Annotated in this window: 15 protein-coding genes and 1 tRNA gene; 5 read left to right on the top strand and 11 right to left on the bottom strand. The window is 72.5% G+C overall.

The window, feature by feature from the left end; all coding sequences use genetic code 11:
- Positions 1 to 7 precede the first annotated feature (7 nt).
- Positions 8 to 835: a DUF881 domain-containing protein gene (locus HOQ23_RS18740; protein ID WP_172216780.1), complete on the top strand. Its 828-nt coding sequence runs from the start codon at positions 8 to 10 to the stop codon at positions 833 to 835.
- On the opposite strand, the gene pknB is transcribed toward HOQ23_RS18740, so the two are convergent.
- From pknB to HOQ23_RS18775, 7 genes are read right to left on the bottom strand one after another with little or no spacing between them, the layout of a single operon-like run.
- A complete protein-coding gene (gene pknB / locus HOQ23_RS18745; protein WP_172216782.1) occupies positions 777 to 2,633 on the bottom strand; it encodes a Stk1 family PASTA domain-containing Ser/Thr kinase in 1,857 nt (618 codons plus the stop codon). The two genes, HOQ23_RS18740 and pknB, sit on opposite strands and share 59 nt — an antisense overlap.
- Positions 2,630 to 4,180 carry a serine/threonine protein kinase gene (locus tag HOQ23_RS18750; RefSeq protein WP_172216784.1) on the bottom strand — a complete coding sequence of 517 codons (1,551 nt, stop codon included), beginning with the start codon at positions 4,178 to 4,180 and terminating at the stop codon, positions 2,630 to 2,632. The genes pknB and HOQ23_RS18750 overlap by 4 nt, the downstream gene beginning before the upstream one ends.
- Positions 4,177 to 5,646 (bottom strand): penicillin-binding transpeptidase domain-containing protein, encoded by a 1,470-nt coding sequence (locus tag HOQ23_RS18755; RefSeq protein WP_172216786.1) that lies wholly within the window; start codon positions 5,644 to 5,646, stop codon positions 4,177 to 4,179. Before HOQ23_RS18755 ends, HOQ23_RS18750 begins: the two co-directional genes overlap by 4 nt.
- Positions 5,643 to 7,019 carry an FtsW/RodA/SpoVE family cell cycle protein gene (locus HOQ23_RS18760; protein ID WP_253945695.1) on the bottom strand — a complete coding sequence of 459 codons (1,377 nt, stop codon included), beginning with the start codon at positions 7,017 to 7,019 and terminating at the stop codon, positions 5,643 to 5,645. The genes HOQ23_RS18755 and HOQ23_RS18760 overlap by 4 nt, the downstream gene beginning before the upstream one ends.
- Positions 7,020 to 7,045: 26 nt before the next feature.
- Complete coding sequence (locus tag HOQ23_RS18765; RefSeq protein ID WP_367650578.1) at positions 7,046 to 8,365, bottom strand: PP2C family serine/threonine-protein phosphatase; 1,320 nt, start codon at positions 8,363 to 8,365, stop codon at positions 7,046 to 7,048.
- Positions 8,362 to 8,838, bottom strand: a complete 477-nt coding sequence (locus HOQ23_RS18770) for an FHA domain-containing protein (RefSeq protein WP_172216789.1) — start codon at positions 8,836 to 8,838, stop codon at positions 8,362 to 8,364. The genes HOQ23_RS18765 and HOQ23_RS18770 overlap by 4 nt, the downstream gene beginning before the upstream one ends.
- Positions 8,831 to 9,553: an FHA domain-containing protein gene (locus tag HOQ23_RS18775; protein ID WP_172216791.1), complete on the bottom strand. Its 723-nt coding sequence runs from the start codon at positions 9,551 to 9,553 to the stop codon at positions 8,831 to 8,833. The genes HOQ23_RS18770 and HOQ23_RS18775 overlap by 8 nt, the downstream gene beginning before the upstream one ends.
- Positions 9,554 to 9,746: 193 nt before the next feature.
- Between HOQ23_RS18775 and HOQ23_RS18780 the strand changes: the two genes are divergently transcribed.
- A tRNA-Leu gene (locus HOQ23_RS18780) sits at positions 9,747 to 9,830 on the top strand.
- 218 nt (positions 9,831 to 10,048) lie between these two features.
- Here HOQ23_RS18780 and HOQ23_RS18785 read toward each other — a convergent pair.
- The gene (locus tag HOQ23_RS18785; protein ID WP_172216793.1) at positions 10,049 to 10,825 is read right to left on the bottom strand and encodes a hypothetical protein; all 777 of its coding nucleotides are present in this window, start codon (positions 10,823 to 10,825) and stop codon (positions 10,049 to 10,051) included.
- 121 nt (positions 10,826 to 10,946) lie between these two features.
- A complete protein-coding gene (locus HOQ23_RS18790) occupies positions 10,947 to 11,804 on the bottom strand; it encodes a hypothetical protein (protein WP_172216795.1) in 858 nt (285 codons plus the stop codon).
- A gap of 285 nt (positions 11,805 to 12,089) precedes the next feature.
- On the opposite strand from HOQ23_RS18790, the gene HOQ23_RS18795 reads away from it, so the two are divergent.
- From HOQ23_RS18795 to HOQ23_RS18805, 3 genes are read left to right on the top strand one after another with little or no spacing between them, the layout of a single operon-like run.
- The gene (locus tag HOQ23_RS18795; protein ID WP_172216797.1) at positions 12,090 to 13,880 is read left to right on the top strand and encodes a GAF domain-containing sensor histidine kinase; all 1,791 of its coding nucleotides are present in this window, start codon (positions 12,090 to 12,092) and stop codon (positions 13,878 to 13,880) included.
- Positions 13,881 to 13,910: 30 nt separating this feature from the next.
- Positions 13,911 to 14,612: a DUF3592 domain-containing protein gene (locus HOQ23_RS18800; protein ID WP_172216800.1), complete on the top strand. Its 702-nt coding sequence runs from the start codon at positions 13,911 to 13,913 to the stop codon at positions 14,610 to 14,612.
- Positions 14,613 to 14,661: 49 nt separating this feature from the next.
- Positions 14,662 to 15,141 carry a glutathione peroxidase gene (locus HOQ23_RS18805; RefSeq protein WP_172216802.1) on the top strand — a complete coding sequence of 160 codons (480 nt, stop codon included), beginning with the start codon at positions 14,662 to 14,664 and terminating at the stop codon, positions 15,139 to 15,141.
- A 105-nt stretch (positions 15,142 to 15,246) separates the two neighbouring features.
- Here the strand turns inward: HOQ23_RS18805 and HOQ23_RS18810 are convergent, their stop codons facing one another.
- A complete protein-coding gene (locus tag HOQ23_RS18810) occupies positions 15,247 to 17,574 on the bottom strand; it encodes an MMPL family transporter (RefSeq protein ID WP_172216804.1) in 2,328 nt (775 codons plus the stop codon).
- A 76-nt stretch (positions 17,575 to 17,650) separates the two neighbouring features.
- On the bottom strand, positions 17,651 to 18,247 hold the full coding sequence (locus tag HOQ23_RS18815; RefSeq protein ID WP_172216806.1) for a TetR/AcrR family transcriptional regulator: 597 nt from the start codon (positions 18,245 to 18,247) through the stop codon (positions 17,651 to 17,653).
- Positions 18,248 to 18,372: the final 125 nt, after the last annotated feature.

Below are 18,372 nucleotides of genomic sequence, written 5' to 3' on the forward strand. Positions count from 1 at the left end.
AGTGGTCGTGACATCTGGAACCCACGCGAGGCCGCACCGGCCTGCCGAGCACGAGTCCGAGGCGCCCCAGCCCTCGGGACGGCGCTGGCAACGGCGCCCGTTCCGGGTGTGGGCGCTGGGTACCCCGATCGTCGTCCTGCTGTGCGGCGGACTGTTCGTCGTGAGCGCGGACAACAGCGACGGGACCGACCTGCGCCCGGGGCGCTACACCGACCTCGCCTCGCTCGTCGCCTCGGAGTCGCGGGCCTACGAGCGCCTGCAGGAGCGGGTCGACCGCCTCAACGCCGACATCGACGCGCTGGCCGTCAGCGTCGACGACCGCAACGTGAACCGCTACCGCGGTCGCATCGACGAGCTCAAGGACCCCGCCGGCATGGTCCCGCAGACCGGCGCCGGCGTGACCGTGACCCTGACCGACAGCGACCCCAGCCTCGCCGACGAGGCCGCGGAGAACGCCGACAGCGGTCTGGACGTCAACTGGTTCCTGGTCCACCAGCAGGACATCCAGGCGGTCGTCAACGCCATGTGGAAGGGCGGCGCCAAGGCCGTCACCGTCCAGGGCAAGCGGATCATCTCCACCACCGGCATCAAGTGCATCGGCAACTCGGTGACCCTGCAGGGCCGCCCCTACTCCCCGCCGTACACCATCACCGCGGTGGGCGACCAGGGCGAGCTGATCACCGCGATCCAGGAGGACGAGTACCTCAAGGAGTACCGCGCCCAGGCCGAGCGCCCCGACATCGCGATCGGCTGGGACCTCCAGCTGGAGGACGAGGTCACGGCCCCGGCGTACGACGGCCTGCTCGACCTGTCGTACGCCGAGCCGATCCGCTGAGGGTCGCCTGGTCCAGACGCTCCAGCAGGCTGGGCACGCCGCTGGGGACCTCGGTCTCCGGGTCCTCGGGGTCCTCGCCCTCGTCGGTCGGGCTCCCGCTGGGCGAGGGGTCGGGCGTCTCGCTCGGCTCCACGTAGCTGGAGACGGTGATGTAGACGCTCGCGCCGTCGTCGGCCTCCTGGCCGGCGGGCGGGTCCTGCGCGATCACCGTGCCCGCGGGCTGGCGGGTGTCGTCGGAGCGGACCACCTTGGGCACGAAGCCGCGCTCCTTGATCTTCTGCTCCGCGATCCGCTGACGGTCGTTGACCACGTCGGGGACCTGCTCGCGGCCGTCGGAGTAGTAGACGACCACGGTGGTGCCGGTCTGCACCTGCTCGCCGGGGACCGGGTCGGTGCGGACCACCTGGTCGGCGGGCTCGTCGGACTCGGTCTCCTGCAGGTCCGGGACCAGGTCGAGCTCGAGCAGCCGGCTGCGTGCCTCCTGGCTGGTCGTGCCGACGATGTCCCCGGGGATGGCCACCTCGGGCTTGCCGGTGGAGACGGTGAAGGTGACGGTGGTGCCGGGGTCGACGTAGCGCCCGGCCGGCGGGTCCTGGGTGCCGGGGATGACCCGGTTGGGCCGCACGGTGTCGTGGGGCGCGGTGTCGATCGGCCCCACCGCCAGGCCGGCCTCGCCGATGGCGGTGCGGGCCTGGTTCTCGGTCATGCCGCGCAGGTCGGGCACCGCCTCCTTGGGCGGGGCTCCGGGGAAGATCCGCGGCCAGAGCACGAGGCCGGCGACCACGAGCGCGAGCACCAGCAGCACCGCGGCGATCACGCCGCCGCGGCCGCGACGCTCGTCGGCCTCCGGAAGCGCGGGGCGCTCGGCGGTGGGGTCGGGGACCGGCGCGCCGGCCACCGCGGTCGGGGCGGTGTCCGGGAGCGGCGGCGGCACGGTGGCCTGCACCGGGTTGCCGGCGAGGTAGCGCTCGATGTCGTTGCGCATCGCGGCGGCCGACTGGTAGCGGTCCTCGAGCCGCTTGGCCAGCGCCTTCATCACGATCGCGTCGACCTCGGGCGGCAGGTCGGTGTCGTGGTCCGACGGGGGCCGGGGCTGCTCGCGCACGTGCTGGTAGGCCACCGCGACCGGGCTGTCGCCGACGAACGGCGGGCGACCGGTGAGCAGCTCGTAGAGCAGGCAGCCCGCGGAGTAGACGTCCGAGCGCGAGTCCACGGTCTCGCCGCGCGCCTGCTCCGGGGAGAGGTACTGCGCGGTGCCGACGACGGCCGCGGTCTGGGTCATCGTGGAGGAGGCGTCGCTGATGGCGCGGGCGATGCCGAAGTCCATCACCTTGACGTCGCCGGACGGCGTCAGCATCACGTTGCCGGGCTTGATGTCGCGGTGGATGATGCCGGCGCGGTGGCTGTAGTCCAGCGCGGAGAGCACGCCGCTGGTGAACTCCAGGGCGCGCTCGGGCAGGATCTTGCGGCCCTCGCGGAGGATCTCGCGCAGCGTGCGGCCCGCGACGTACTCCATCACGATGTAGGGCTGGTATACCCCCGACCCGTCGGCCGCGGGCTCCTCGCCGGTGTCGTAGACCGCGACGATCGAGGGGTGGTTGAGCGAGGCCGACGACTGCGCCTCGCGCCGGAAGCGCGCCTGGAACGTCGCGTCGCTGGCGAGGTCGGTGCGCAGGCGCTTCACGGCCACCACGCGTCCGAGGCGGGTGTCGACGCCCTTGCGGACCTCGGCCATGCCGCCGCGGCCGAGGAGCTCGCCGAGCTCGTACCGGCCGCCCACGACGGTGGGATTGCTCATCCGGTGGTGCCTCCCTCGGAGGGCTCAGGGGTGGTGTCGGTCGGCGCCGACGAGCTGGGGGTGCGGGGGGTCTGCGTCGGTGTGGCCGGCGGTGCCCCCCAGTAGCGGACGGTGACGCGCGAGCCGCGCTCGACGTCGCCGGAGGGGCTGACGCTGACCACGACGCCCTCGGGACGGTCACCGGGGTTGTCGGCCTCCTCGAGGGTGACCTCGAGGCCCAGGCCGCGCAGCGCGGACTCCACCGCGGCCACGTCGCGCCCGACGTAGTCGCCGGCCACGACCGAGACGGTCTCGGGCGCTGGCGGCTCGGTGGTCGGCGGGGCGCTCGTCGTCGGCGGCGCGGTCGTCTCGTCCTCGGTCGGGGTCTCGGTGGGCGAGGGCCGCTCGCTCGGCGAGGTCGTCTCGCGCGGCTCCCGGGTCGCCGTGTTCGTCGGCCGGTTCGGACGGTCGTCGTCGGGGGAGCCATCGTTGTCGCCGCTCAGCAGCACGTACGCCGCCACCGCGAGCGCCACCACCAGCAGGACGACCAGCAGCGGCACCCAGATCCGACGGCGCCTGGCCGCCTCGTCCTCGTCGGGGTCCGCGAGCGGGGTGCCCTGGGTCGGCGTGGGGAGCGGCGTCGCGCCGGTGCTCAGCACCTGCGTCTGCTCGCCGGGCGGTACGGCGCCGACCAGCTGCGTCGGCTGGTCGGCCGCGGCCGCGGGGTCGCGCAGCGCGGCGGCGAAGGCGTTGCCGTCGGGGAAGCGGGCGACGGGGTCCTTCTCCAGTGCCCGTCGTACGACGCGGGCCAGGGCGGGCGGCACGCTGCCGGGCAGCTCCGGCACCGGCTCGCGCAGGTGGGCCAGGGCCGTCGCGACGGGGGTGTCGGCCTGGAACGGGCGGCGCCCGGCGAGGCACTCGTAGGCGACCACGCCGAGGGAGTAGACGTCGGAGGCGGGGGTGGCCACCTCGCCGCGTGCCTGCTCGGGGGAGAGGTACTGCGGGGTGCCCATGACCTGGCCGGTCTGGGTGAGCCCGACGCTGTCGCTGGCGCGCGCGATCCCGAAGTCGGTGACCTTGATCCGCCGGTCCGGGGTGACCAGCAGGTTCGCGGGCTTCACGTCGCGGTGCACGATCCCGGCGGCGTGGGCCGCGCCCAGCGCGGCGGCCGCCTGGGCGAGCAGGTCGCGCGCCGCGTCGGGGTCGAGCGGCTGGCCGGCGCGCAGCAGGTCGGAGAGCGGTCGGCCGTCGACGAGCTCCATCACCAGGTAGGGCCGCGGCGTGCCGGACCCGTCGTCGGGGTGGGCCTCGCCGAAGTCGTAGACCGACGCGATCCCGGGGTGGTGCAGGGCCGCGGCGTGCTGGGCCTCGGTGGCGAAGCGCGAGCGGAAGCCCGCGTCGTCGGCGTACTCGGCCTTGAGCACCTTGATCGCGACCTCGCGGTGCAGCGTGGTGTCGCTCGCGCGCCAGACCACGCCCATGCCGCCGGTCGCGATGCGCGACTCCAGGCGGTAGCGCCGGGCGTCGTCGACGAAGCTGCCGGGACCGGACCCGGGGCTGGTGGTCATCGCAGCACCGCCTCCATCACGGCCTTGGCGATCGGCCCGCCGATGCGGCCGCCGGCGATCTCGCCGCGGTCGATGTCGGCGGACTCCAGCATCACCGCGACCGCGACCTGCGGTTCGTCGGCGGGCGCGAAGGAGACGAACCAGGCGTACGGCGGGTCGTCGGTGCCGCTCTGGGCGGTGCCGGTCTTGCCGGCGACGCTGCGACCGGGGATCGCGGCGGGGCTCGCGGTGCCGGAGTCGACGGTGTAGACCATCATCTTGGTCAGCTCCGCGGCGGTGGCCGGCGAGACGGCCTCGCTGAACTCCTCGACCGGGGTGGTCGCGACGACGTCGAGGTCGGCGGACTGCACCTCGTCGACGACGTAGGGACGCATGACGACGCCGTCGTTGGCGATCCCGGCGGCGACCATCGCCATCTGCAGCGGGGTCGCGCGCACGTCGAACTGGCCGATGCCGGCCTGGCCGGTCTGCGCCTCGTCGGCGTCCTCGGGGTAGGTGGAGATCGCCTGGGGGCGCAGGTCCTCGAGGTAGTCGCGGTTGAAGCCGAACTTCTCGGCCTGCTCGAGCATCGCGTCGGCGCCGACCTCGATCGCGAGCCGGGCGAAGGTCGTGTTGCACGACTGGCCCAGGGCCTGGGTGAACGGGATCCGGTCGGTGCCGCAGGAGCGGCCCTCGTTGTCGATCAGGCCGGTGTCGCCGCTGGTCAGCGGGAGCTGGTAGGTCGCCCCGCCGGGGACCAGGTCGTCGGCAGCGGCGTACTCGCCGCTCTCGATCGCGGCCGCGGCGGTGACGAGCTTGAAGACCGAGCCGGGCGGCAGCGTCTTCTGGATGCCGCGGTTGAGCAGCGGCTCGGCGGGGTCGTCGTTGAGCTCGGCCCAGTACTTGTTGACCTCGCTGAAGTCGTGCGAGGCGAGCCGGTTGGGGTCGTAGGTCGGCAGCGACACCATCGCCAGCACCTTGCCGGTGCGCGGCTCCAGCGCCACCACGGAGCCCTCGACGCGGCCGGAGACCGCCGAGAGGGCCTCGTACGCCGCGTCCTGGGCCGCGCGGTCGATGGTGAGCGCGACGTTGCCGCCCTTGGTGCCGTCGTTGCTGAGCAGGTCGACCAGCCGGGTCACGAAGAGCCGGTCGTCCTCGCCGGACAGCACGGCGTTCTGGCTGCGCTCGATGCCGCTGGCGCCGTAGGAGTAGGTGAAGTAGCCGGTCAGCGGGGCGTACTTGAACGGCTGGGGGTAGGTGCGCAGGTACTTGTACTGGTCGTCGACCGGGCGGCTGGTGGCGACCGGGTCGCGCCCGACGATGATCGAGCCCCGCTCGCGGGAGTACGCCGCGTTGAAGACCCGCGCGTTTCCGGCGTGGTCGTTGAGGTTGTCGGCGCGGAAGTACTGCAGGTAGGTCACGTTGGCCATCAGGGCCAGGAACAGCACGAGGCAGAAGATCGCGATCGTGCGGATGGGCTTGTTCACGACAGCTTCACCACCTGGGTCGCCTCCGAGTCAGAGCCGTCCTGCGGGTCCGCCGACAGGTCCGGGACGGGGCGCCGGGCCTGGTCGGAGATGCGCAGGAGCAGGGCGATGATCACCCAGTTGGCCACGAGCGAGGAGCCTCCGTAGGAGAGGAACGGTGTGGTCAGTCCGGTCAGGGGGATGAGGCGGGTGACGCCACCGATGACCACGAAGATCTGGAGCGCGAACACCGCCGCCAGACCGGTCGCCAGCAGCTTGCCGAAGCCGTCGCGCGAGATCAGCGCCGCGCGCAGCGCGCGCTCCACGATCAGGCCGAACATCAGCAGCACGGCGAGCACGCCGGTGAGGCCGAGCTCCTCGCCGATCGCGGCCATGATGAAGTCGGACTCGGCGTAGGAGATCCGCCAGGGACTGCCCTCGCCGAAGCCGCGGCCGATCAGGCCGCCCCACGCCATGCCGAACATCGACTCGACGATCTGGCGGCCCTTGTCGCTGGTGCCCTCGCCGTAGTAGGCGAACGGGTCGACCCACAGGTCGACGCGGGTCTGGACGTGGCTGAAGATGGTCGCGGCCATGAAGGCGCCGGCGAAGAAGAGCAGCCCGCCGACCACCAGCCAGCCGGGCCGTTCGGTGGCGACGTAGAGCATCACCAGGAAGAGGCCGAAGAAGAGCAGGCTGGAGCCGAGGTCCTTCTGCAGGACCAGGACGCCGAGGCTGATCGCCCACATGACCAGGATCGGGCCGAGGTCGCGGCCGCGCGGCAGGTCGATGAAGAGCAGCCGGCGCCCGGCGAGCGCCAGGGCGTCGCGGTGCAGCACCAGGTAGCCGGCGAAGGCGACGACCAGCATGACCTTCGCGATCTCGCCGGGCTGGAGGCTGAACGGGCCGACGCTGATCCAGATGCGGGCGCCGTTGATCTCGCGCCCGACGCCGGGGACCATCGGCAGGATCAGCAGCACGAGGGCGGCCAGGCCGCAGGTGTAGGTGAAGCGCTGGAGCACCCGGTGGTCGCGCAGCACCACCAGGGTGATGATGAACAGCACCACGCCGACGGTCATCCAGGTCAGTTGCTGGCGCGCGAACGTCGTGTCGCCGGCGGCCAGGTCGAGGCGGTGGATGACCGCCAGCCCGAGGCCGTTGAGCGCGGCCACCAGTGGCAGCAGCACCGGGTCGGCGTACGGCGCGACGATGCGCACCACGATGTGGGCGGCGATGACCAGGCCGGCCAGCCAGCCGCCGTACCCGAGCAGGTCGGCGGGGACCTCGCCCTGCACACCGATGCCGACCGCGGCGTAGGCGCCGATGCCGACGAGGAGCGCCAGGACGAGCAGGAAGAGCTCCGCGCCCCGGCGCCGCCGGTGCACGAAACCCATGATTGCGCCTTGCTGAGCCATCGTCCTCAGCCGCCCGTCCTGGACGCGCTCGGCTCGAGCGGCGACATCTCGTCGGCGAGGTTCTGCACGATCGTGCGGGCCCGCTCGCGGTCGTCGGCGGCCATCCCGTCGGAGACCTGCTCGCGCAGGTGGTCGGGGAGCCGGTCGACGGCGACGTCGGTGGTCTCGTAGGGCTCGGAGAGGGAGACGCCGGGCAGGTCGGCGTTGAGGCCGCGGAAGATCACGACCAGGCCGTCCTGCTCGCCGACGAAGTACTGGTGCTGGCTCCACGACCAGGCGGCCGCGGCGGCGATCCAGCCGAGGCCGAGCAGCACGAGGGTGACCAGCACCCGGCGCAGCCACAGCAGCCGGTCCGGCGGGCGCGGGGCGTAGCGGGCCTGCTCGGGGTCGATCGGGTCCGCGGGGATCGCGTGCACGTCGTCGGGCAGGTCCGGGACCGGCTCGAGCTCGCCGGTGTCGCCGGTGCGGTGGGCGCGGAACAGCCCGGTCATCGGTGCCCGGCCGGGACGGCGGCGCAGCTCGGCGGCCGCGCCGACCAGCAGCGGGCTCAGCTCCTCGCCCTCGGCGTCGACGACCGGCTTGCCGTCGTCGTCGACCGCGTCGGCCACGACGCAGGTGACGTTGTCGGAGCTGCCGGCCTCGATGGAGGCGCGGACCAGCTCGACGGCGGCGTACGCCGGGGTCCCGTCGCCGAGCACCGCGGCCAGGCGCGGGTCGGTGAGCGCCCCGCTGGCACCGTCGCTGCACAGCAGCAGCCGGTCGCCGGGGGCCAGGTCGAGGAGGAAGAGGTCCGGCTCGGTGTCGCCGGGGCCGCCCAGCGCGCGCAGGATCAGGTTGCGGTGCGGGTGGACGCGGGCCTCGTCCTCGGTGATCCGGCCCTCGTCGATGAGGCTCTGGACGAAGGTGTGGTCCTTGGTGAGCTGGCTCAGCTCGCCGTCGCGCAGCAGGTAGGCGCGGCTGTCGCCGACATGGCCGAACGCGACGCGGTGGCCGTCGAAGAGGGCGACGGTGGCGGTGGTGCTGGTGCCGTTGAGGGAGGCGTCCTCGTCGACCAGCTCGTTGATGCGGTCATGGGCGCGGTGCAGGGCGCCGGAGACGAGGCCGAGGAGGTCCTCGGGGGACTCCACGACCGGCGCGACGTCGAGGCGGCGCAGCTGGCTGATCGCGGTGGAGGAGGCGATGTCGCCGCGCGCGGCGCCGCCGACGCCGTCGCAGACGGCCAGCAGCCAGGGCCCGGCGTACCCGGAGTCCTGGTTGTCCTTGCGGACCCGCCCCACGTCGGAGACGGCCGCGTAGGAGAGGCGGAGCATCGTGGTGGACGTCACTTGCGCAGCTCGAGGATCGTCTTGCCGATGCGGACCTGGGTGCCGAGCGTGAGGGTGGTGGGCTGGGTGATCCGGCTGGTCCCGATGTAGGTGCCGTTGGTGGAGCCGAGGTCCTCGACGAACCACTGGTCGCCCGACGCGGCGATGCGGGCGTGGCGGGTGGAGACGTAGTCGTCGTCGAGGCGGATCGCGGCGTCCGAGCCGCGGCCGATCAGCACCGGGGCGTCCTCGAGGCTGGCCTGCTCGCCGGCGTTGGCGCCCTCGACCACGAGGACGTGGGTGGGCGAGCCGCGCCGCCGGCTGGGCGGCTTCGGCGCCTTCTCCTTCTTCGGGCGCTGCCCGCGGCGGCGGTCGGCCTCCGGGACGCGCGCGCCGAACATGTCGGAGCGGATCACCGAGACGGCCGAGAGGACGAAGATCCACAGGATCGCCAAGTAGGCGATCTTGACGAGCAGGAGGGTGAGCTCAGACAACGTGGTCCTCCTCGACCACCCGGACGGTCAGGGTGGTGGTGCCGATGCGCACCACCGAGCCGTCGTGGAGCCGGGCGCGGGGCACCTTCTGCCCGTCGACCAGCATGCCGTTGGTGGAGCCGAGGTCGTGGACCTCGATGCGCAGGTCGGCGGCGCGCCCGGCGTCCTCGCCGACCCGGAACTCGATGTGGCGCCGGCTCACGCCGGGGTCGTTGATGCGCACGTCGGCGTCGGTCCCGCGGCCCACGACCACGCCGGGCGCCTGGAGCGGCTGGCGGGTCCCGTTGACCTCGAGGAACGCGCGGGCGCGGCGTACCTGCGTGGGGGAGGCGTGCCCGGTGACCTTCGCCTGGACCCGGCCGCGGACCCGGAACCGACCGGTGGTCAGGTCCTCGGCCTCCTCGAAGGAGAGCGTGATCGGCCCGGGGAAGGAGTAGCCCTGCTCGCGGGCGTGCTGCTGGACCTGGGCGACGAGCTCCTCGGCCATCGCGCTGTCGTACGGCGCGAGCCGCTCCAGGTCGGAGCCGGCGAGCTCGACGTGGAAGTCGTTGGGGACCAGGCGCCGCTCGCGGGAGAGGATCTGGGCGTTGTTGTCGCACTCGCGCTGCAGCGCGGCCGCGATCTCCACCGGCTGCACGGCGGAACGGAACGCGCGTGCGAACGCTCCGGAGATCATCTCCTCCAGGCGCTGCTCGAAGCGCTGCAACCCACGCACGTCGCCTCCTCTCGCCCGAACCCCGGGTCGTACGTCGGACCGGTCGCGATCCGTGGCGGACGGCCGCAGACCGAGGACCCCGGACGAGCCGGGGTACGGCCCGATCGTAGCCATGCCCTGTCGGTCGATCTCGTTACCCGTTCGCCGGTTTGGGAATGTCGGCGCGCCTGGGCTAATCTCAAGGCGCTTCAGAGCGCGAGTGGCGGAATAGGCAGACGCGCACGGTTCAGGTCCGTGTGTCCGAAAGGACGTGGGGGTTCAACTCCCCCCTCGCGCACAGAAGCGGGGCAACACCCCGCACCCGAGGCCGGGACACCCAGAGATGGGGGTCCCGGCCTCGAGTGGTTTCCGGGGTCGGTACGCCGCGGTGGCGAGCGCCACTGCGTGCCTCGATCCGCCGAGACGGCACCGCACAACGACGACGGGCCGGGCTGGAGCAGTCTTCGACTGTCCGCCCGGCCCGTCGTCGCACGGGGTGGTGAGAGGTGCTGAGGGTCAGCCGCCCAGACCGGCGAGGTCGACGACCTCGTCCTTGGTGGGCGCCTGCACGTCGAGGGGCTCGTTGAACTCCGAGAAGGTGAACTCGCCGGGCTCGTCGCCGCCGACGACCTCCATCTTCAAGATGTAGTGCTTGTCCTCCTCGCTGCCGATCCAGACGGTGGTCTCCTCGTCGTCCTCCTTGGAGACGATCTCGACCGCGGGGGTGCCGTCGAGCTCGGTCTCGCCGACGACCTCGCCCTTGTCCTTGTCGGACTCGGACGCGTCGTCGTCATCGAGGTTGTCGAGGAAGGCGTCCAGGTCGCAGATCTCGCTGAAGCCGCCGCCGGGGACGACCGCCCACTTGTCGCCGATCATCTGGATCATGGCCTGGGCCTGCTGCTCACCGCCGGGGCCGGCGCTCTGCGTCCAGAACTCCTCCGAGCCGCGGAGGTAGGAGTCCTCGCCGATGCCGATGATCTCGGCCTCGGCGCCGTCCATGGAGATGCTGCCCGTGCAGTCACCGGCAGTGGTGAGGCGCAGGTCCAGCGACATCTCGGCGCCGTCGTCGGTGATCGTGCCGGCCATCCGGACGGAGTCGAGCGCCTTCATGTCGGTCAGCGCGGCGTCCTGGATCTCCTCGACCGGCTTGTCGGCGAAGCTCTCGGAGGACTCCCCGGATCCGTTGCTCGTGTCGTTGCCGTCCTCGTCGTCGCCGCACGCTGCGGCGGTCGCGGTCAGCATCACGGCACCCGCCACGGCTGCGGCCAGGCGGGTTCGCCTCTTGTACGTCACGTGTTGTTCCTCCTGCGTCTGGGGCGTGTCAGTCCTCAGTGTCTCCTTCCGGGCCTGAGGTCATGCAGGCGCACCGCGGCCACGCGGAGGTCAGGGCGAGCGCAGGAGGTCGGCCGGCGGATCAGTCCGAGGGCGAGGCCGAGGGGTTGGCGAGGTCGAGGACGTCGCTCTTCGGGGGCTCCTTCACCTCGAAGGCGTCGTTGAACTCCGAGAACCTGAAGTCGCCCGGGTCGTCGCCGCCCTTGACGCGCATCTTCAGGATCCAGTGACGTCCCTCCTCGCTGCCGACCCAGGCGGTCGCGACCTCGGGCCCGTCGTACAGCTTGAGCTCGACGGCAGGGATGTCGTTCACGGTCGTCTCGCCGACCACCTCGTCCTGGACGTTGTCCGGCGAGTCGGAGGCGTCGAAGTCGTCCAGCTCGTCGAGGAAGGCGTCGAGGTCGCAGAACTCGTCGAAGTTGGCGTCGGGGATCTTGGCCCACTTGTCGCCGATGAGCTCGACGAGGGCCTGCGCCTGCTGGGCGCTGCCTCCCCCGGAGCTCTTCTGCCAGAACTCCTCGGAGGCCTTGAGGTACGACGCGTCGCCGATGCCGATGATCCGGGCCTTGGCGCCGTCGATGGAGACGGTGCCGGTGCAGTCGCCCTGGGCGCTGAGCCGCAGGTCCTGGGCGAGCTCCACCCCGTCGCTGCGCAGCCGTCCCTGCATCCGCACGAACTGCAGGGCCCGCATGTCCTTGACCACCGCCTCCTGGATCTCGGTCACCGACTTCTCGGCGAAGGCCTCGGACTCCGAGTCCTCCGAGCCGGACATCGAGTCCGAGGGCATCGGGGACATCGACTCGGAGGCATCCATCGACTCGGAGGAGGACTCCGAGTCCGCTGCCGGCTCGTCGGAGTCGTCGCCGCACGCCGCGGTCGCGGTCAGCAGGGCGGCGCCCGCCAGGGCTGCGGCCAGTCGTGTTCGCCTGTTGTACGTCACGTCGTACCTCCTGGGTCCGGGGCCGCTCCGGTCCCGGGTCTGCCCCGCGTCCTCGACGCCCGGTGGGCGGCGTACCTGCCGCCGGCGCCTGCGCGTGCGGGCGGCTGTGGCGGGTGGCGCGGCTGTGGTGGTCCCCCTCGGATCTCCTCAGGCTCTCACGCCCTTTCCGGGCCGTCACGGGCCCGATGTCACGGGTCCTTCGTCACTCCCGGCCCTGTGCAGCGGCGCGGTGATCCCCGACACGGCCACCCCGGGCGGGGCCCCGCAGCCCTACCCTTGTCAGACGTGAGCGTCGACGCGATCCCCCCGGCCCGGCTGCCCGACGACCGGGGCGCGCACGGCTGGGCATCGGTGGCCGGCGCAGCGAACCGCGAGACCCTCCAGCTGCTGGCCGAGACGGTGACCGACCTGGCCGGCTTCCGGGTCGCGGCGATCAGCGTGGCGCGCGACGACGGGCTGCTGGAGGTGGTCGCCGTCTCCGGGCCGCCGGAGGTGCGCCGCCAGCTCGAGGGCAATCGCACCCCGCTGCCCTGGCTCGTCGAGGAGCTGGCCAAGGGCGAGGACTGGGGACCGGTCCGCTTCGTCCCCCACGAGCGCCGGGACGGCGGCACGCGGGACTGGGGGTGGGTCGCCGACGTCGCCCCGCTCGACGTGCCGGACGCCTGGCACCCGCTGGACGTGCTCGTGGCGCCGCTGCACGACGACGCCGGCACCCTGCGCGGCGTGCTCTCGCTCGACCTGCCCGTCAGCGGCCGGCGGCCGGCGCCCGAGCAGCGCCGGGCGCTGGAGCGCTGCGCCTCCCAGGTCGCCCGCGGGGTGATCGCCGAGCTGGTCCGCGAGGAGCTGGCGGGCCAGATGCGGCTCGCCGAGGCGGCGCGCACCGTCGTACGCAGCGTGACCGGGGAGCCCTCCCTGGAGCGGGTCCTCGCGCTGGCCGAGCCGGCGCTGACCGAGGGGTTCCAGGCCGCGGGCCTGGTTGTCTGGATCCACGACGCGCCCGGGCCGGACCGCGTGCACCGCACGCCGGGCGTGCCCACCGAGCCACCGCACCTGGCCGCCGCGCTGCGCCGGGTGGCACGCGACCTGTGGCGCGAGCAGCGCCTGAGCTTCGCCGGCCGCGGCCAGCGGAACCTCGCGCGGCTCGACGACGTGGAGGCGGGTGCGCTGCTCGAGCACCTGACCGAGATCGGCGTCGCCTCGATCCTGGTGGTGCCGATCGGCGTCGCCGACCAGTGCCTCGGCTGCGTGGTCCTGGGCCGGCGCGAGGGCGACCACGACTGGAGCGACGTGGAGGCGGCGGGCGCGCTCGCGGTGGGCCACGACCTGGGCAGCGTCGTGCTCAACGCGCGGGCACTGGAGCGCGAACGGCGCACGAACGAGGAGCTGCGCGAGCTCGACCGCTACCGCACCCGCCTCATCGCCACGGTCTCCCACGAGCTGAAGAACCCGCTCACCTCCGTGCTCGGCCACCTGGAGATCCTCGACTCCGTCGACGGCCTGCCGCGCCCGGTGGAGCGCTCGCTGGGCGCGATGGAGCGGGGCGCGCGCCGGATGCGCCGGGTCGTGGACGACCTGCTGCTGCTCTCGCGCGTCACCGACCCCGACACGCCCCTGGCCCTGCGGCCGACGGACCTGCGCGTCCTCGTCGACGAGGCCGTCGACCTGCACGCGGTGACCGCGGCCCGCAGCGGCGTCAACGTGGAGGTGGTCGACGACGGCCGCTCGGTGCGGGCCGTGGTGGACGTCGACGAGATGGACCGGGTGGTCAGCAACCTGCTCGGCAACGCCGTGAAGTACTCCCCGGAGGGCGGGACGGTGCGGCTCTCGCTGCGCCGCGTCGGCGGTGAGATCGAGCTGTGCGTCACCGACGAGGGCATCGGCATCTCCGCGGAGGACCAGGAGCGATTGTTCGAGGAGTTCTACCGCTCGACGAACCCCATCGCGCTCGCGCTGCCCGGCACCGGCCTGGGCCTGCCGATCGTGCGCCGCATCGTGGACCGCCACGGCGGCCGGATCGAGGTGGACTCCGAGCTCGGGCGGGGATCGACCTTCCGGGTGGTGCTCCCGGCCGGCTGAGCCACGGGGCAGGGCCGGGATACTGGCTCCATGTCGTCCCCGACCCCGCTCGCGAGCCCGCGCCGCGCCCGCCTCGGCCGCGGGGTGGTCCTGCTGCTCCTCGTGCTCGTCCTGGTGAACCTGCCGACGCTGATCGGCGCCTTCAACCGCCAGCAGGTGCGCAGCGGGGGCGAGGACGTCGCGGCCCGCGTGATCGAGACCCGCGACACCGGTGCGGGGGTGCTGGTGAGCTTCACCTACCCCGAGGACTCCGGGGTGGAGGGCGGCGGCGCCACGGCGTACGCCGTCGAGGTCGACCAGGAGACCGGTGAGCGCGCCGAGGAGAGCGGCACCCTGACCGTGCGGGTGCGCCCCGACCACCCCGCGACGTACGTCGTGGACGGCGAGGTCAGCAACCCGGGCGCGCTGTGGATGCCGATCGGCCTGAACGCGCTCGTGCTCCTCATCGCGCTGCTGCTGTGGCGGGTGCGCGGGCGGCTGCGCCCCGAGCTGGTGCTGCGCGCCGGCGGGGACCTCGAGGCCGGCGGCGCCGAGCCGCTGCTCGAGCGGGTCGCCGGGCTGGAGTACGTCGTGCAGGGGCGGGTCGTGGCGCTCGAGCCGGCCGGCGACGGCGGTGACGACGAGCTGCTGCTGGAGGTGGCGGACCGGCGGGTCCGGGTGCTGCTGGACGGGCACGCGAACCCCGTCGAGGTCGGCGCCGACGCCCGGGTCCAGGGGGTCATGGTCGGCTGACGCCGGCTGCTGACCAGACCGGCTTGCCGGTGAGCGCCAGACTGTCGCCATGCACACCCTCGCCGACTTCTCCGCCCGCTCCATCGAGGGCCAGGACATCGACCTCGCCGACTACCTCGGCCAGGTGGTCCTGGTCGTCAACACGGCCTCGAAGTGCGGGCTGACGCCGCAGTTCGAGGGCCTGCAGGCGCTCTACGACCGCTTCGGCGAGCGCGGCTTCACGGTGCTGGGCTTCCCCTGCGACCAGTTCCGCGACCAGGAGCTCGACGACGACGCCGAGATCGCGGGCTTCTGCCAGCGCAACTACGGCGTCAGCTTCCCGATGTTCTCCAAGATCGACGTCAACGGCGAGGACGCCCATCCGCTGTACCGCTGGCTGCGCGCGGAGCAGAAGGGCGTGCTGAGCGACCGGATCAAGTGGAACTTCACCAAGTTCCTGCTCGACCGCGACGGCACCGTGGTGGCGCGCTACTCGCCCACCACGAAGCCGGAGAAGATCGCTGCGGACATCGAGCGCGCGCTCGGCTGAGGCCGCCGAGCGGGCCGCGACCGCCTGAGGGCCCAGCACGCCGTACGGCCCAGGAGCACCGGGGTGCTTCCTGGGCCGTACGTGTGCGTGCGGGTCGTGCGGGTCTCAGACGGAGACGCGCTCGCGCTCCTCGACCTTGAGGTGCGGCCGCTCGAGGCTCTCGCCCTCGACGTCGACGTTGGGCAGGATCTTGTCCAGCCACTTCGGCAGCCACCAGGCCTTCTCGCCGAGCATGTACATCAGCGCCGGGACCAGCGCCATGCGGACCACGAACGCGTCGAGGAACACGGCGACGGCGAGCGCGAAGCCCATCGACTTGATGATCGGCTCGTCGATCAGGATGAAGGCCGCGAAGACCGAGATCATGATCAGGGCCGCCGCGGTCACCACGCGGGCGCTGTTGCGGAAGCCGTCGACCACCGCCTCGCGGGTGCTCATGCCGTGGACGTGCGCCTCGCGCATGCGGGTCACCAGGAAGACCTGGTAGTCCATCGCCAGGCCGAACACCAGGCCGATCAGGAAGATCGGCATGAAGCTGACGATCGGCTGGCCCTCCATGATGCCGAAGGCGCCCTCCTGGAAGACCGCGACGGTGACGCCGAGGGTCGCCAGCACGGACAGCAGGAAGCCGAACGTCGCGGTGAGCGGCACCAGGACCGAGCGGAAGACCAGCATCAGCAGGATGAACGCCAGCCCGATGACGACGGCCAGGTAGATCGGCAGCGCGTCGTCGAGGCGGTCGGAGACGTCGGTGGTGATCGCGGTCAGGCCGGTGATGCCGATCTCGGTGCCGGTCTCGGCCTCGAGGGCGTCCTGGCCGTCGCGCAGCGAGCTCAGCAGGTCCTTGGTGGCCTTGTCCTCGGCGCCGGACTCGGGCGTGATCATCACCAGCGCGCCGGTGGCGGGCTCGGTGACGGCGCCCTCGTCGTCGACGACCTCGTTGCTCGCGACGACCTGGGCATTGGCCACGTCGTCTTGGCCGGCGGCCCAGGCGGCGACCTCGCCGAACACCTCGCCGCGCTCCTCGGCGGGCACGTCACGGGCGTCCACGACTACCTGCAGCGGCGCGTCGCGGCCGGGGCCGAACGCCTCGGCGGTCAGGTCGGAGGCCTTGCGGGTGGTGGTGTCGCTCGAGGCGGTGCTGTCGGTCGGGAAGGCGAGGTAGAGCTCCTTCATCGGGATCGCCAGCGCGCCCAGCACGATCACCGAGACCAGGGCGACCGCCCACGAGCGCTTGCCCACGAAGCGGGCCCAGCGCACGCCGTTGTTGAGCACCCGGCCGTCGTCCTCACGGGCGGGGGCGTACTTGCGGACCTGGCCGCCGAAGGCCTTGGACTTCAGCAGGCCGAGGATCGCCGGCAGCAGGGTCAGCGCCACCAGCACGGCGATGAAGACGGTGCTCGCGGCCGCGAGGCCCATGGTGGTGAGGAACGGGATGCGGACGACGGCGAGCGCGGCGAGCGCGATGAGGACCGTCAGTCCGGCGAAGACGACCGCGGAGCCGGCGGTGCCGACGGCGACGCCGACGGCCTCCTGGCTGTCATCGGTGTGGTCGTGCTCGGAGCGGTAGCGCGCGAGGATGAACAGCGCGTAGTCGATGCCGACCGCCAGACCGATCATCGTGGCGAGCATCGGGGTGGTTGAGCCGATCTCGGTGAACGCGGTCATCGCGGTGACCCCGGCGATGCCGATGCCGACGCCGAACACCGCGGTCAGGATCGGCAGGCCGGCGGCGACCAGCGAGCCGAAGGTCAAGACCAGCACGAGCAGCGCCACGGCGATGCCGACGAGCTCGGAGGTCATGCCGATATCGAGCGTGCCGGTGGAGCCGGAGCCGTTGGCCTCGATCTCGAGGCCGTCGACGCGGTGCTCGTCCATGGCGTCACGCAGTGCCTCGATGGTCTCCGGCTCGACGTCGGCGACGGTGTCGACGTCGAACTCGAAGCTGATCTGGCCGACCCGGCCGTCCGGGGACAGCGGCGACACCGCCTCGGCGTTGGCCTCGGCGACGTCCTTCGGGGTACCGCTCTGCTGGGCCTGGCCGACGATCATCTGGCGCTGCTGCTCCGCGGCCTCCACCGGGTTGGCCAGCGGGGCCTTCCCCGGCATCTGCGGCAGGGCGGCGAGGTCCTCGATGAGGGCGTCGACCTCCGCGGCGTACGCCTTGTCGCGCAGCGTGCTGCCCTCGGGCGCGGCGACGACGACGTTGACGGTGGCCTGGTCGAAGGGGTCCTTGGCGCCGGGGAAGAGGTCGGCCTGCATGTCGGCGGCCTTCTCCGAGGGGATGCCCGGGATGGAGAAGGAGTCGCTCATCGGCTTCGACATGGTGGCGGCGAAGCCGCCCACGGCGACCAGCACGACCAACCAGCCGGCGATGAAGAACGGCCAGCGCCGGAAGGCGGTCCTGCCGAGTCGGTACAAGAGGGTGGCCACGGTGGTCTCCTGAAGATGTCGTGCGGGGTGGGGCGCTGCGAGGGCGGGGTCGGGAAGTCGGGGGGTGTGGCAGAGGTCAGCTGAAGAGGTCGCGGGCCGCGGCCAGGGTCTGGTCGAACAGCTCGGTGATCGGCCGTTCGTCGCCGGCGACGAAGCTGGTGAGCGCGGACTCGAAGACGGTGACGAACAGGCGGATGAGCAGACGTGCCCGGAACGCGTCCACCCGTCCCTGCTCGCGCTCGACGATCAGGTCGACGAACCCGCCGACGAACTCCTCGAAGCGATCGATCACCGCGGTGAGCAGGCGGGGCGTGCCGGTGATCAGGCAGGTCACTCGGGCGATGTCCTCGCGGTCGAGCACGTCGCTCTTGCCGTCGAGCACCTCGTGGGCGATCACGGAGAGGTCGTCGACCAGCGTCCCGTGCGGGCCGCCGGCGAGGAACGCCTCGCGCGTCGAGTCGCCGATGACCGGGACCGGGCCGAGGACGGCGTCGAGCTTGCCCGGGTAGTAGTTGAACAACGTGCGGCGCGACACCGCGGCGGCCTCGGCGAGGTCGTCCATGGTGAAGCCGTCCAGGCCGTGCTCGGTGGTGAGGACCTGGGCGCAGCGTGCGATCCGCATCTCGGTCGCGAGGCGACGGGCCTCGCGGGCCGAGAGGGCGGGTGCGGTCATGACGGAATTCTTGCACTAAGGTCCAAAAAGTGCAGAACTGTGAGGGTGGTCACAGGGCGTCCCGTCACAGGGCGTCCAGCGTCCCGTCCCGCGTGGGACAAGGTGGGGCACAGCCCCTTGCTGCG

The organism is Nocardioides sp. zg-DK7169 (assembly GCF_013155365.1).
In the GTDB taxonomy this organism is placed as follows: domain Bacteria; phylum Actinomycetota; class Actinomycetes; order Propionibacteriales; family Nocardioidaceae; genus Nocardioides.

Excerpts from the sequence above, each read along its gene's own strand:
- pknB (WP_172216782.1), bottom strand. The coding sequence starts at position 2,633 with ATGAGCAATCCCACCGTCGTGGGCGGCCGGTACGAGCTCGGCGAGCTC.
- HOQ23_RS18750 (WP_172216784.1), bottom strand. The coding sequence starts at position 4,180 with ATGACCACCAGCCCCGGGTCCGGTCCCGGCAGCTTCGTCGACGACGCC.
- HOQ23_RS18760 (WP_253945695.1), bottom strand. The coding sequence starts at position 7,019 with ATGGGTTTCGTGCACCGGCGGCGCCGGGGCGCGGAGCTCTTCCTGCTC.
- HOQ23_RS18800 (WP_172216800.1), top strand. The coding sequence starts at position 13,911 with ATGTCGTCCCCGACCCCGCTCGCGAGCCCGCGCCGCGCCCGCCTCGGC.
- HOQ23_RS18805 (WP_172216802.1), top strand. The coding sequence starts at position 14,662 with ATGCACACCCTCGCCGACTTCTCCGCCCGCTCCATCGAGGGCCAGGAC.
- HOQ23_RS18815 (WP_172216806.1), bottom strand. The coding sequence starts at position 18,247 with ATGACCGCACCCGCCCTCTCGGCCCGCGAGGCCCGTCGCCTCGCGACC.